We start from the raw sequence: 12,951 nt of genomic DNA on the forward strand, positions 1-12,951 counted from the left end.
GTTACACAGGTTTGGTGGACATATCCCAACACGCTTACCTTAAGTGCTTCACATCAAAATGATTGCGCAAAAAATGCTGTTTAACTGTTGTGTACTAAGCCTTTCATTTTTGCAATCAAATCAAGCAACGCTTTATTCTCAGGCTCAGACACTGCCATAAACCAATCGAGTAGGTCAGGATCTTCTTGTTCGACCAATTCCTCAAAAAGCGCCTGTTCATCGGCAGCGACATTGAGGTATTGCGTTTTGACATAGGGGTCAAAATAAATATCTAACTCTTTTAAACCACGGCGGGCGCGGTAGATAACTTTACGCTGTTCTAAAGTAGGTTCGACTGACATAACACATCCTAATCGTGATGGATCAACGGTGATCATTTGCCTTGAAATTGTAAACCATTTTTGTCGATTCGGCGGATTTCGCTGTGAGAAAAACTCGGCTTTGATAAATGATTATTCAAAAAAATCAAAACAAAAAGATCATGTTGGCAAAATCTGCCACCACTTTAGCGGATTTGAGCATTGTGCGCATTGTTTGCAAGGGACGGATGTTTTTAACTGATCAGCAATGCAGTGTGTGGAAGTTTTCATGTTGCACAAAATGTTGGATTAAAAATTGAAAAGTACAAGGAGTTATTATGTCTGAAGCTGCGATTCGTCCAATTGCCAATATGCTACCCCGCAAGTTATTTCACGCAGATCACGATGCCTTTCGTGACACGGTCAGACGCTTTTATGCCAAAGAAGTGGTGCCCAATATCGAAAAATACGAAAACCAACAGCATGTTGATCGTGACCTGTGGAATAAGGCAGGCGAGCTCGGTTTGCTCTGTGCGACCATGCCTGAGCAGTACGGTGGCTCTGGGGTTGATCGCTTGTACAGTATGATTTTGATCGAAGAACAAGCCTATGCGATGGACTCCAGTACAGGTTTCTCACTGCACTCTGATATCGTTGCCAATTACATTAACAACTTTGGTAATGAAGAACAAAAAAGCCACTGGCTACCGAAAATGGCGACAGGAGAGATCGTTACGGCGATTGCCATGACCGAACCTGGCACGGGATCAGACTTACAAGCGGTACGCACCACAGCCGAACTCGATGGCGATGATTACATTATTAATGGTTCTAAAATCTTTATTACCAATGGTTATCTCTGTGACATGGCAATCGTGGTCTGCAAAACAGGTACAGAGGAAAAAGGTTCATCGAATTTATCCTTGATCATAGTGGAGGCGGATCGTGCAGGTTTTAGCAAAGGCAAACCCTTGAAAAAAGTGGGGATGAAAGGACAGGATACGTGCGAACTCTTTTTTGATAATGTCCGAGTGCCAAAGGAAAATTTGCTCGGTATGCAAGGCATGGGCTTTATGATGTTGATGAAAGAGCTGGCATGGGAGCGCATGTTGGTGGCGATAGGCTGTCAGGCAGGTGCAGAGGCAGCTTTGGCGCATACCATTCAATACACCAAGGAACGTAAGGCATTTGGCAAAGCAGTGGCGAGTTTTCAAAATACACGTTTTAAACTGGCGGAAATGCGTACCGAAATCGACTTTTGCCGTGCCTATTTAGATCGTTGTATGGAGCTACAGCTCGAAGAAAAATTAGGCATCGATGCTGCGGCAGCCGCAAAATATAAAATTTCCGAAATGTTTTCCAAAGTCGTGGATGAATGCGTGCAACTGCATGGTGGCTACGGCTATATGCTGGAGTATCCAATCGCTCGTGCCTATATCGACAACCGTGCCAATCGGATTTATGCAGGCACCAATGAGATCATGAAAGAGTTGATTTCTCGAACCTTATAAGCGCTGTAGCTCTACTCAGGTAAAAATGACTATAGATTTTTAGCTCAAAAAGTTTAAACTATGCGCATTCATATTTTCTATCCGAAGATGAATGACCGAAACGGATCCATTGTTTCAGTCGAAGCGTCCTGTATGATTGTGTTGTATCCCGTCATGATTTTACAGGGCACGCTGATGTTTAATAATAATTTCTCAAAGAATCAAAACGATCAATTAGGGTCTGTTGACATTTCAGCCATGCATTGCGTTATCAGCTAAAACAACAGAAACGAGGCATGAAATGAAGGGAATGGTCACTCCCTTGCCAAGTTTCATAACGAAGTTTATGGCAGTTTTAGCGATAACCTTTCAGGACAAGGATGCTTTTTGACGCTACGTCGTTAGGAATGAGTCCTTTAGAATGACTAAACTTCCTCACTCCTGCCTAGTATCGCCTAAAAAGCATCCGTAGTCGCAAGCATCTGTGAAATGTCAACAGACCCTAAAATCACTATTTCGAAAATTCACGCAAAGCCTTTGGCACTTGATACTGTTTCCCATCATATTTTAAGGTAAAACTTTTAGAGTCTTCTTTGGTCGGTAAGTCTTTACACTGTCCTTGTACGGCATGGGTCGCATAGTATTTGCTGGTCATATTGACTCGAATATTGGCATAGCCTTTGGTTTTTTGATTGAGCATGTGCAGTACCGCATTTTGTTCCTCCCATTGGTTTTTGCAGTGCATGTCGTTCTCACCACGATATAACTCAACGGGCAATTCGCTGAGTATTTTTTGTTTCTTTTCAAAATCATATAAATTTAAATGCACTGGCGCATAGGGGAAAACTTGCGAGCCGTTTCGATATTCGATGCGTAGTCCAAGGGCACGTTGTTTGGGATTGAGCCGATAGGCTGCGGTATCCAGCTGTATGCCTGTCAAGGCGACGGCATCGGAGACATAAGATGCTGGATCGTGATAGCTGGCGACGACGTTTTGCTTTTGGTCGTTAATTTTATAAAGGTGCATTAGATAGTGACCATCTGGCGCATCGATGCTTTGATCTTGTACAAACTGCGCCACAGCCAACACGGAAAAGCCAGCTTCCGCAGGCAGTGCACGGCACGCATAATGTCCATATTCTGCATATTTTCCTGTTTGTGTGAGTAGTTTGTGTAGCGTCGTTTCATTATCGCAAACGCTGGCATAGGCAAAAACAGGGCTGATCATCAAGGTGATGATCGCAAGGCATTGATAGGAATTTCTTTTCATTGGAATAAGCATAAGCACGTTCTCGTTGTATTAAAAAATATGCTACTGTATTTTCAGTTTATATGAAGCATAGATGATTAAAAAGCCCATGACGACAAAACAAATACTCTATGTCGAAGATGATGCCGCCATTGTCATGCCATTAAAATATGCGCTAGAGCGTGAAGGCTGGCAGGTGACTTGGGTCAGTCAAGGGCAGTTGGCATTGGCGGAAACGCAATCTCGCACTTTTGATTTTATTATTCTCGATGTGGGTTTACCTGATATAGATGGCTTCGAAGTGTGTAAACAACTGCGTCAATATTGCCATACACCTTTGCTATTTCTGACTGCTCGTGATGATGAGATTGATCGGATCGTTGGACTAGAGATCGGTGCAGACGATTATTGTCATAAACCGTTTAGTGCGAGGGAAATTATTTCTCGGATTAAGTCTGTTTGGCGGCGTATGCAACTGTCACAAAATGCTGTATCAGCAACTTCGCCCGAAAATGCTTCCTTAGAGATTGTTCAAGAACTAGAAGCCGTTTGGCAATGTTTGCCTGAGCGCTTACAAATTTTATATTTTGGTGAAGCCTTGCAACTAACCCGTTATGAATATGGGCTGTTGAAATTTTTGATTGATCATCCTACGCAAGTGTTTAGTCGCCAGCAACTGATGGATCACGTTTGGGAACATCCTGACCATAGTCTGGATCGGACGGTGGATACCCATATCAAAAGTCTACGTGCCAAGCTGAAAAAAGTCCGTAGCGAACTAGAACCGATTCAAACCCATCGAGGTTTTGGTTATAGCCTAGAATTAAAATAATGCATTCGATTGATGCTTTAAACTGATTGAGAACAAGTCGTATAGCGAATCCAAGCGCATTCCCGCATAATATCGGCTCCCTGCTGAGCTGTTGATGATTTTCTGATGATGTCTTTTTTATCTGCGCATACGATCTCCTTATTTTTATTGGCTTTTATTGGTCTTGGTGTGCTTAGCCATAACTCCTCGATCACTATTGCTTCGGCAGTTTTACTGATCGTGTTGCATACGCCGTTGGTGCAGTATGCACCGATGATGGAAAAGTATGGTTTGCATCTTGGCATTATCATTCTCACCATTGCGGTGTTGTCGCCGTTGGTCAGTGGCAAGATTCAAGCCGAAGACATGATGCAAGTCTTTACCCACTGGAAAACCATGGTTGCGGTGATCGTCGGTGTGTTGGTCGCTTGGCTTGGCGGGCGAGGGGTGACTTTGATGGTCGATCAGCCGACGGTGGTGACAGGGCTTTTGGTCGGGACGATTATTGGTGTGACTTTCTTTCGTGGTGTGCCTGTTGGGCCATTGATTGCGGCGGGAATTGTTTCAGTGCTATTGTGGACGAAATAATAATTCAGCGTTGCCTGTGATTTGACAAGACATTGGAGTAAAACATGAAAACCATTGGACTGATTGGCGGGATGAGCTGGGAGTCAACACAGCTCTATTATCAATTTATCAACCGCAAAGTGAAGCAACAGCTTGGTGGATTAAACTCTGCCAAAGTGATGATTAACAGTGTCAATTTTGCCGAAATTGCTGAATATCAACAGCAAAACCGTTGGCAAGATGCAGGCGAAGCATTGGCTGAAAATGCAAGACAACTGCAATGTGCCGATGCGGATATGGTGCTGATTTGTGCCAATACCATGCACAAAGTCTATGATCAAGTGCAGTCTGCGGTAGACATTCCTGTGCTACATATGGCGGACTGTGTTGCAAAAGCCATTTTACAAAAAAATCTCAATACCGTGGCTTTGCTCGGCACCAAATATACCATGCAACTGCCGTTTTATCGGGAGCGATTGGCGATGCACGGTATTCAAGCGATGACACCTGATGAGGCAACCCAAGATCAATTGCACCAGATCATTTATCAAGAGCTATGCCTCGGGATTGTGAATGCAGAATCTGCAAAAAAATTCCAAAGTATGATTGAAGATTTAACCTCACAAGGTGCACAAGGGATCATTTTGGGTTGTACCGAATTGGTCTTATTCATTGAGCAATTGGCGTTAAGCACAGCGATTTTTGATTCAGCGCAGATTCATGCGGAAGCAGCGGTGGATTTGGCGTTAGGAAATGCAAATTTCAGTGATTTTTCGTTTCCCAAAACGCCGACCACAACGACTTAGCACGAGAAAAATAGCATGTCGATCTTTGTGCGCATTTGGTTTTTCTTTAGTCTGATTTTGATCGTGGTGCTGTGGTTTATGCTCTACACCATCAATCAGCAGATCAAACCCAACGTGCGCCAAGTGGTTGAAGATACGCTTGCGGAAAATGCCAATATCGTGGCGCAACTGGTCGCCGAAGATGTGCATTCGGGCTATGTCAACACGCCTGAGTTTAATGTGAAAATTCAACATGCCTTATCTCGTGATTTACATGCGCAGATTTGGCAACACAGCAAAAATCAAATTCATCAGCAGATTTATATTACCGATGCGCAAGGCATTGTGCTGTACGACTCGACAGGTGCGGGCACGGGACAGGATTATTCGCAGTGGAATGATGTCTATCTGACGCTACGAGGACGTTACGGAGCACGCTCGACCCGTACCAATGTCGATGATGAACAAGGTAGCACCATGTATATTGCGGCACCGATTATTTATGACAGTCAGCTCATCGGTGTGGTGAGTCTAGGCAAGCCCAATTTTTCAGTACAGCCCTATATCAGCCGTGCGCAAAAGCATTTTTTAGAAAAAGCCATTTGGGTGGCGATCATTAGTCTGCTGTTTGCCAGTATCGTGGCATGGTGGCTGAGACGCAGTATTGATCGAGTGCGTCGTTATGCGCAGGCACTTGCGCCTGTCAATGAAGCACCGCATTTTTATTCCGCCAAAGAGCTGAATCAGGTGACGCAAGCCGTGACCGAAATGCGTGAGAAACTCGAAGATCGGGCTTATGTCGAGCATTATGTCAATACGCTAACTCATGAGCTGAAAAGTCCACTGACAGCGATTCAAGCCAGTGCTGAGATTTTACAAGACCCATTACCACTCGATGATCAGCAACATTTCGCCAAGAATATCGAAGCGCAAAGTAAACGCCTGCGGGATCTGATTGATCGCATGTTACTCCTTACTCGTTTGGAAAAATCGGCGAAGAAATTTGAACGAGAACGGCTGAATCTTTCTGTACTCATCGAAAGTTTAATTGAGGCACAGCGTAGTCGAATCCAGCAGAAAAATATTCAACTGATACAAAATATTCAGCCGAATTGTGAACTTCACAGCGATGCATTTTGGTTGAAACAAGCGGTCAATAATGTCTTGGATAATGCCCTAGATTTCACGCCAAATGCAGGCCTAGTGATCGTGCAACTTACTGAACAAGATCATCATTTCCAGATTGATCTGTTTAATCAAGGCGCATTGATTCCTGACTTTGCCATGACGCATATTTTTGAGCATTATTATTCTTTGCCTCGCCCTGATACCCAGCAACGCAGTTCAGGCATTGGCTTAACCATTGTTCAGCAAGTGTTGGATGGCTTGGGCGGAATGATTCAGATTAAAAATGTCGAATCCTTACAACAATATGCTGACTTGCCTTTTGCTAAGAATATGCTTTTAGCCACTACTGAAAATGATGCGCACATTGAAAATTTGCAAGGCGTTTTGGTGAAGATTCAACTGAAAAAATCGCACTTTTAAGGCATCTCTCGTATTTTTTGCGCTAATGTCGCAAGCGCTTCGCTCGGCATTTCTTGTGCATCATGTGAAGAAATATAACCTTGATATTGTTCAAAATAATGATCAATATTCGAGTTAATTTGTTGCCATTGATTGGCTCGTTCAGCCGTGCCGTGCATCGGAAACAATTTGGCATGCACATGATCTACGCCAAACCCCTCAAATACCAAAGCCGTTCTGCCCACATCATCAAAAAATTGATCTAAACGCTTAGCAACGGATTTGGAAAATTGCATCAATTTTGCAATCAATTGATCATATAAATCAAAGATATAACTTGGATAATGCTGTTTGGGAATCACCACAGTCACACCCAAAGTATTCGGGTAGATTGATAAAAATGCCATGAAATCTTCATTTTCAGCAATCACGTGGCTGTTGATTTGTTGATGGGCGATTTTACAAAATAAGCAGTTTTCCAAACTATTTACCTCAGCAATTTAAAGGTAAAATGAAAATTATAAATGAGATTTATTATCATATAAGCCGTGTAAATAAATCAATTAAAAGTCTTTGAATGAATGCACTAAATTCTCAATAGTGGATTTTCAAATGAGTCCATTCAATATCTTGCGACAAGGCTTGTGTCGAAAACTTCACCAAAATTTCACTTGTTCCACATCAAGCGCTCCCATAAAACACATTTCACATCAAGACAATAAATAAGTCGAATAAGTACAGTGGGATGTGTCATGAAACAACGTCAACTTTTTTTAAAACTTTTTATTTTGGGTGCTTTGCTCGGTTTATTTGCGCTTGGGCTGAGCTTTGTCAATTATATTGTCTATGAACGGGAGGGTTATCAAAATCAAGTGGTGCGGGAGATTGAGCGCAATCAAATCGACTCACAGCGCTTGGTCAGCCCATTTATTACCGTGCCGTATACGCAGATGGTGGCATGTGATTATCGAGAGAATCCAGCGCTGAAAGATAAGCTCTGTGCTGAGTCAGGTGAACAATTATTTTTCCCTGAGCAGATCGACTGGGATGCTAAGTTTGATGTCAGCGATGAGAAGTATCGGCGCACGATTTATGCTGCCACCAGTTATATGGCGACTTTAAAAAGTCAGGGGAAATTTCGTCATGTGAACGAGCAGGTGGTCACGGCAAATCAGCGCACTTTGGATTGGCAGTCGGCTCGATTTGTGTTGCCGATTAAAGATTTACGTGGGGTGCATCAAAAGCCGATTCTGACCATTGCTGGGGAAAAGCGCCAACTTGATTTTTCCGAATATCAGCAAACAGGTTCTGGCGGTGGCATTTCTTATCTGAGCGTGGCTTTACCGAATTTTAGTCTGAATGATTTTGATTTTACGTTGGATATGAGTCTAGAGGGTTTGCAGGTGTTTAGCCTTGTGCCCACCACCGAAAAAACCACATTTAATGCCACAGGGAATTGGGCAGATGCCAAATATTTCGGTGATAGTTTGCCAACGCAAAATAGCTCATTTGATCAGCAATTTAGTGCAAAATGGCAGAGCATTACGCTGGGCTATCAAAACCGCCAAGACTATATGCGCTGTTGGAATGCGATGAATTGCAGTAACAATGACTACTATGAAGACAAGACGGGCGAAATATTGTCTAAAGCATCAGGTTTTGCGGTGGAATTTATCGAGCCAGTGAATGTCTATAGTCAGACCGACCGTGCGATTAAATACGGTTGGATGATTACTTTAATCACCTTTGCCAGCTTCTTCTTGTTCGAAAGTCTGAAAGGTTTAGCGATTCACCCGATCCAATATCTGTTGGTCGGGATTGCACAGTCAGTATTTTTCCTGCTGTTACTTTCCTTTAGTGAGCAATATAGCTTTCTCAGTGCCTATTACATCGCCGCCATTGCCTGTATTGGCTTGATCGGTTGGTATCTGCGCTTTGTGATGGGTAAATGGCTTCATGCGATTTTGTTTAGTGTGCTGTTGGGCAGTCTGTATGTGGTGATGTATGTGCTCTTACAATCTGCGGAAAAAACCTTCTTTATGGGTTCGATCTTCGCCTTTGTACTGGTGGCTGCGGTGATGTTTATTACCCGAAATGTCGATTGGTATCAGATGAGCTTAAAAAATCCGAAGTCGAACGGTTAAGCGAAAGTTACTCAACCTAAATCATTAAACCAAAATCACTAATCGGAAAATTACTAAGCCGAAATTAAAAAGTGTGTGCTGTATGAGCAATTTGACATCCAGCACAGCTCAAAATTGAATCAAAGGACATCACCATGAATCATATCGTCAATCATTTCATGCAAAGCACTTCACACAGCATTAGTTTGCACAACAACACTACACAGCACACCATTTCAGATCAGATCAGATCAGATCACGCCACTTCCACAGCGTCAATGGTCACCGCTGGCATTACAGCAACAGCAGCTCATGCAAGTATTAGCGTATGGCACAAGCAAAGCATTTTGTTTAAATACCTTGCGTACCAAACAGATCGACTTTTTAAACTTAGGTGGTGTGGTGTACTGCGCCAGCTTGCAGTTAATTTTGCAGTTTCAAGCACGGCAATTGGTCGGATTTCAGATTTTAAAATTCGATGTAAATTCAAAACCTTCGGCGTAGATTTAAGGCAAATGATGGATTAATTCATCACTCGCCATATCGCCACCAAAGCCGCCAAAATATAGAAAATGATACCAATAAAAATCGGCGTAATCATGGCAAGGCTGAGTAGAAAAATAAAAATACTGCCAAAAATCCAATTACGTCGTTGTTGTTGCGCTACTTGTAGGCGGAGCGTTTGCAACTCACGGATTTGGCGATCATGCCACACCGCTTGATTTTTAAGCCCATTCACACTGTCGATCAACATACTCGGCAAATCCTGCGCACCAAGCAACAAATCGGGAATTTGCTGTCCAAGTTCTTTGAGATTCTTGGCAGGATTCATCTGTTGTTTGACCCATTCGGTCAGAATCGGTTTTGCCAACTTCCAAATGTCAAGCTGTGGATAGAGATCAGTACCCAAACCTTCGACATGTACCAAAGTTTTTAATAACAACATCAATTGCGGTGGAATTTCCAAACGGAAACGTCGTGCGATATCCATGATTTGCAACAGAATCCCCGCAAAATCAAGCTGATCCATCGGCTTGGATACCATCGGACCGACCGTGCGTCGCATCTCACGAGCTAAGCCATCTTGGTCGGTATCAGGCGGAATCCAACCAGCCTGATGCACGATCTGAATCAACTGCATAAAGTCGCTATTCATCACCGCAAGCAGCATCCGAGCAACGGTCATTTGATCGGCTTTGGACAGCTCACCCATGATGGCGCAGTCGAGTGCAATATAGCGTGGGCTCTGCGGATTTAAGGTTTCGACAAAGACATTGCCAGGGTGCATATCGGCATGGAAAAAGTTATCCCGAAACACTTGGGTGAAAAAGATGGTTAAGCCTTTTTCCGCCAAATCTGCACGATCCATACCGAGCCGATCAAAAGTTGCCGTGTCGGAAATTGGTACACCTGTGATGCGTTCAGCGACCATCACATCGGTGCTATCCATATACACTTCAGGCACATACATCATGCTCGAGCCTGTGAAGTAATGACGCATACGGCGAGTATTGTCCGCTTCAATGCTCAGATCAAGCTCATTCAAAATCACTGCACGATATTCTTGAATAATCTCACTGATGTGTAAAGCACGAGCGGCTTCAAGGCGTTGCTCAAGCCAGCCACCGAGCCACGTCAAAATCTCAAAATCACGTAAAATCTGCTTGCGAATCTCAGGGCGAGTGACTTTGACCACCACTTCACGTCCATCATGCAATGCTGCGGTATGCACTTGCGCAATCGATGCGGCAGCGAGTGGTTGCTCGTCGAAGCGTTGGAATAAGGTATTTAGATCGGCTTTAAAGGCATCGCTAATGCGAGCTTTGGCAACATCTACCGCAAAGGGTTTGACCTGATCTTGCAACAAGGTCAGTTGCGATAAAATCTCAGGCGCAATCAAGTCACGACGCGTCGAGAGCAATTGTCCCATCTTGATCGCAAGAGGTCCCATATCCTCTAAGGCTTGTTTTAATTTCAGCGGATTGCGCTTTTCACGAGAAGACCACGCCGCAGGATTGGCACGAATCAACTTGAGAATCGGGCGAGCTTTCGCAGGTAACTCATCGGCAGGAATCAGCGTATCCAAACGATAATGCGCTGCGATGCGCCAAAGTTCTAAAAGTCGAGTCAGATGTGGCACCATACCAAGCAAATCCTAATTGTATTGAACAGAAACATCGAAAAATCGGCTTTTCGTGCGTCCCTTATTGAGGTTGAATATTTGTGGAATCATCAATATCTTTTTGAAGATTCGTATTTTCTAAATCAGTTGAAAACCCTGCATTCAGTTCAGCCATTTTGGCTTCTAAGCGGTCTAATGATTGATTGAGCTGACGAGTTTCTCGCTGTAAATCATCCATCTGCCAACGTGGCGCAAATACGCCTGAATCTTCTCGAATACTGTCAGTAAACATAAACTCAGCGCTTTTCAATGTCTTGGCGAGATGCTTCGGCACATTCTGCACTTTACCAAGTTCATGCGCAGCCGTTGCACCGATCCACGGACTGAGGCGTGAAGCTAGATCAATATCAAGTTGCGCAATGATTTCTTTTAAAGCAAAGAGCAAATGATAATCGCCCTGCAACGGAATCGTACCGAGTTGGTCGCTATCGGTGCTAATCAATTTGATCAATTCCACCACATTTTTGACATGCAAGGTGGCTGTGGCTTCGGTAACTTTTTCCGCATGATCAAAAGGACGTTGCTCAAATATGCTCGGTTTAGAAAGATGGTTTTCTGCCTGTCCAAGTGCAGTCGGTTCAAGACGGATTTTACCTTGATCGAAAAATGTATCGACGCTGAGCTGTGGCTGATCGATCACCACACGTAAACATTGCCCATGCAATGCATCGAGCTTGAGTCGGGTAATGGCATCGCTATTGATGATGCCATTGATGAGTTTTTCACATGCACCGAGCGCAAGGATTGACCACATGTCTTTATGTTTTCCCTTTCAAATAGAACGGCTTGTTGATTTATATAGTCGAAGAAATTAATTTTTGATACAAGGCAACCGAGCGAAGGTGTACAGATAGTACTTCAAGCGAGGTTAACGCTGTAGCAGGATTTAAGTTCTCTGACTATAGTTTAAAGCCACGATGTACTGCCACTATACCACCAGTCAGATTGTGATAATCACACTGAGCAAAGCCTGCATTTTGCATCATTTGTTTTAAGGTGTGTTGATCGGGGTGCATACGAATTGATTCTGCCAGATAACGATAGCTTTCCGAATCATTCGCCACCAATTTCCCCATCACAGGCAAAGCGGTGAATGAATACAGATCATAGAGTTTTGATAATGGCTCAAAGATCGGTTTTGAAAATTCTAAAATCAATAAACGACCGCCTGGCTTGAGTACACGATACATCGCAGCCAGTGCCGCATCTTTATCGGTCACATTACGTAGACCAAAGCTGATGGTGACCAAATCAAAACTATTATCTGCAAACGGCTCTAAAGTTTCAGCATTGGCAAGCACGAAATCGACATTGGTACAGCCCGCATCGAGCAAACGATCACGACCGACATTGAGCATCGACTCATTAATATCTGAAAGCACCACATGACCAGTTTCACCGACTTCACGGCTAAATACTTTTGCCAAGTCACCTGTACCGCCTGCAATATCAAGCACCTGCTGACCACGGCGTACACCTGACATTTGAATGGCAAAACGCTTCCACAGACGATGGATGCCAAAAGACATCAAGTCATTCATCAAGTCATATTTACTGGCAACGGAGTGAAAAACTTCTGCGACTTTTTGTTCTTTTTCAGTGCTATCTACTGTTTTGTAGCCAAAGTGTGTGGTTGCACCGACATTGCCTGTGTTGGCACCACGTGGCAGATTATATTTTGGAATTGCTGATGAAGTGTCCGTCGATGTGCCCGCCGTTGCATTCGTGCCGTTAGACAATTGTTCGAGGCTTTGTTGTTGTCCTTGAGGCGTACCTTGTGGCAATGATTCGGTGAGAAATGGGCTGGTTTTTTGCTGATTATTTTTATCTTGGCTATCGCTGTTATGATTGTCGCTAGACATATCGCACTCCTCAGGCGTTTTTAATACGAACATATATAGATGCCGAAAAGATAACA

13 protein-coding genes are annotated in these 12,951 nt (G+C 43.6%); 7 read left to right on the forward strand and 6 right to left on the reverse strand.

The annotated features are described in order from the left end of the window. Positions 1 to 80: 80 nt before the first annotated feature. Positions 81 to 341 (reverse strand): FAD assembly factor SdhE, encoded by a 261-nt coding sequence (locus BLQ60_RS04060; protein WP_092616451.1) that lies wholly within the window; start codon positions 339 to 341, stop codon positions 81 to 83. A gap of 296 nt (positions 342 to 637) precedes the next feature. Between BLQ60_RS04060 and BLQ60_RS04065 the strand changes: the two genes are divergently transcribed. After that, positions 638 to 1,810, forward strand: coding sequence for an acyl-CoA dehydrogenase family protein (locus BLQ60_RS04065; RefSeq protein ID WP_092616455.1), 1,173 nt, complete (start codon positions 638 to 640; stop codon positions 1,808 to 1,810). 490 nt (positions 1,811 to 2,300) lie between these two features. On the opposite strand, the gene BLQ60_RS04070 is transcribed toward BLQ60_RS04065, so the two are convergent. Further along, the gene (locus tag BLQ60_RS04070; RefSeq protein ID WP_092616458.1) at positions 2,301 to 3,059 is read right to left on the reverse strand and encodes a PA3715 family protein; all 759 of its coding nucleotides are present in this window, start codon (positions 3,057 to 3,059) and stop codon (positions 2,301 to 2,303) included. Positions 3,060 to 3,147: 88 nt separating this feature from the next. Here BLQ60_RS04070 and creB point away from each other — a divergent pair, with 88 nt between their 5' ends. The 4 genes from creB to creC all read left to right on the forward strand — a co-directional run bounded on the left by creB (position 3,148) and on the right by creC (position 6,749). After that, positions 3,148 to 3,870: a two-component system response regulator CreB gene (gene creB / locus BLQ60_RS04075; protein ID WP_092617381.1), complete on the forward strand. Its 723-nt coding sequence runs from the start codon at positions 3,148 to 3,150 to the stop codon at positions 3,868 to 3,870. Positions 3,871 to 3,978: 108 nt separating this feature from the next. After that, positions 3,979 to 4,437, forward strand: a complete 459-nt coding sequence (locus BLQ60_RS04080; RefSeq protein ID WP_092617383.1) for a DUF441 domain-containing protein — start codon at positions 3,979 to 3,981, stop codon at positions 4,435 to 4,437. A gap of 44 nt (positions 4,438 to 4,481) precedes the next feature. Continuing rightward, complete coding sequence (locus BLQ60_RS04085) at positions 4,482 to 5,222, forward strand: aspartate/glutamate racemase family protein (RefSeq protein ID WP_092616461.1); 741 nt, start codon at positions 4,482 to 4,484, stop codon at positions 5,220 to 5,222. A 15-nt stretch (positions 5,223 to 5,237) separates the two neighbouring features. Continuing rightward, positions 5,238 to 6,749 carry a two-component system sensor histidine kinase CreC gene (gene creC, locus BLQ60_RS04090; protein ID WP_092616464.1) on the forward strand — a complete coding sequence of 504 codons (1,512 nt, stop codon included), beginning with the start codon at positions 5,238 to 5,240 and terminating at the stop codon, positions 6,747 to 6,749. Here creC and BLQ60_RS04095 read toward each other — a convergent pair. Continuing rightward, positions 6,746 to 7,210, reverse strand: coding sequence for an HIT family protein (locus BLQ60_RS04095; protein ID WP_092616467.1), 465 nt, complete (start codon positions 7,208 to 7,210; stop codon positions 6,746 to 6,748). The genes creC and BLQ60_RS04095 overlap by 4 nt on opposite strands. Positions 7,211 to 7,480: 270 nt before the next feature. On the opposite strand from BLQ60_RS04095, the gene creD reads away from it, so the two are divergent. Both creD and BLQ60_RS04105 read left to right on the forward strand, forming a co-directional pair. Next, on the forward strand, positions 7,481 to 8,872 hold the full coding sequence (gene creD, locus BLQ60_RS04100) for a cell envelope integrity protein CreD (RefSeq protein ID WP_092616470.1): 1,392 nt from the start codon (positions 7,481 to 7,483) through the stop codon (positions 8,870 to 8,872). 291 nt (positions 8,873 to 9,163) lie between these two features. Further along, positions 9,164 to 9,355: a hypothetical protein gene (locus BLQ60_RS04105; protein WP_092616473.1), complete on the forward strand. Its 192-nt coding sequence runs from the start codon at positions 9,164 to 9,166 to the stop codon at positions 9,353 to 9,355. 19 nt (positions 9,356 to 9,374) lie between these two features. On the opposite strand, the gene BLQ60_RS04110 is transcribed toward BLQ60_RS04105, so the two are convergent. The 3 genes from BLQ60_RS04110 to ubiE form a co-directional block, all read right to left on the reverse strand. Further along, a complete protein-coding gene (locus BLQ60_RS04110; RefSeq protein ID WP_092616476.1) occupies positions 9,375 to 10,994 on the reverse strand; it encodes an ABC1 kinase family protein in 1,620 nt (539 codons plus the stop codon). Between the two features lie 61 nt (positions 10,995 to 11,055). Further along, a complete protein-coding gene (locus tag BLQ60_RS04115; protein WP_092616478.1) occupies positions 11,056 to 11,787 on the reverse strand; it encodes a ubiquinone biosynthesis accessory factor UbiJ in 732 nt (243 codons plus the stop codon). Positions 11,788 to 11,932: 145 nt separating this feature from the next. Continuing rightward, positions 11,933 to 12,895: a bifunctional demethylmenaquinone methyltransferase/2-methoxy-6-polyprenyl-1,4-benzoquinol methylase UbiE gene (gene ubiE / locus BLQ60_RS04120; protein WP_092616481.1), complete on the reverse strand. Its 963-nt coding sequence runs from the start codon at positions 12,893 to 12,895 to the stop codon at positions 11,933 to 11,935. Positions 12,896 to 12,951: the final 56 nt, after the last annotated feature.

Source organism: Acinetobacter marinus, from assembly GCF_900096915.1.
GTDB classification, from domain to species: domain Bacteria; phylum Pseudomonadota; class Gammaproteobacteria; order Pseudomonadales; family Moraxellaceae; genus Acinetobacter; species Acinetobacter marinus.

Excerpts from the sequence above, each read along its gene's own strand:
- BLQ60_RS04070 (WP_092616458.1), bottom strand. The coding sequence starts at position 3,059 with ATGAAAAGAAATTCCTATCAATGCCTTGCGATCATCACCTTGATGATC.
- BLQ60_RS04105 (WP_092616473.1), top strand. The coding sequence starts at position 9,164 with ATGCAAGTATTAGCGTATGGCACAAGCAAAGCATTTTGTTTAAATACC.
- BLQ60_RS04060 (WP_092616451.1), bottom strand. The coding sequence starts at position 341 with ATGTCAGTCGAACCTACTTTAGAACAGCGTAAAGTTATCTACCGCGCC.
- creC (WP_092616464.1), top strand. The coding sequence starts at position 5,238 with ATGTCGATCTTTGTGCGCATTTGGTTTTTCTTTAGTCTGATTTTGATC.
- ubiE (WP_092616481.1), bottom strand. The coding sequence starts at position 12,895 with ATGTCTAGCGACAATCATAACAGCGATAGCCAAGATAAAAATAATCAG.
- BLQ60_RS04115 (WP_092616478.1), bottom strand. The coding sequence starts at position 11,787 with ATGTGGTCAATCCTTGCGCTCGGTGCATGTGAAAAACTCATCAATGGC.
- BLQ60_RS04110 (WP_092616476.1), bottom strand. The coding sequence starts at position 10,994 with ATGGTGCCACATCTGACTCGACTTTTAGAACTTTGGCGCATCGCAGCG.
- creB (WP_092617381.1), top strand. The coding sequence starts at position 3,148 with ATGACGACAAAACAAATACTCTATGTCGAAGATGATGCCGCCATTGTC.
- creD (WP_092616470.1), top strand. The coding sequence starts at position 7,481 with ATGAAACAACGTCAACTTTTTTTAAAACTTTTTATTTTGGGTGCTTTG.
- BLQ60_RS04085 (WP_092616461.1), top strand. The coding sequence starts at position 4,482 with ATGAAAACCATTGGACTGATTGGCGGGATGAGCTGGGAGTCAACACAG.
- BLQ60_RS04065 (WP_092616455.1), top strand. The coding sequence starts at position 638 with ATGTCTGAAGCTGCGATTCGTCCAATTGCCAATATGCTACCCCGCAAG.
- BLQ60_RS04080 (WP_092617383.1), top strand. The coding sequence starts at position 3,979 with ATGTCTTTTTTATCTGCGCATACGATCTCCTTATTTTTATTGGCTTTT.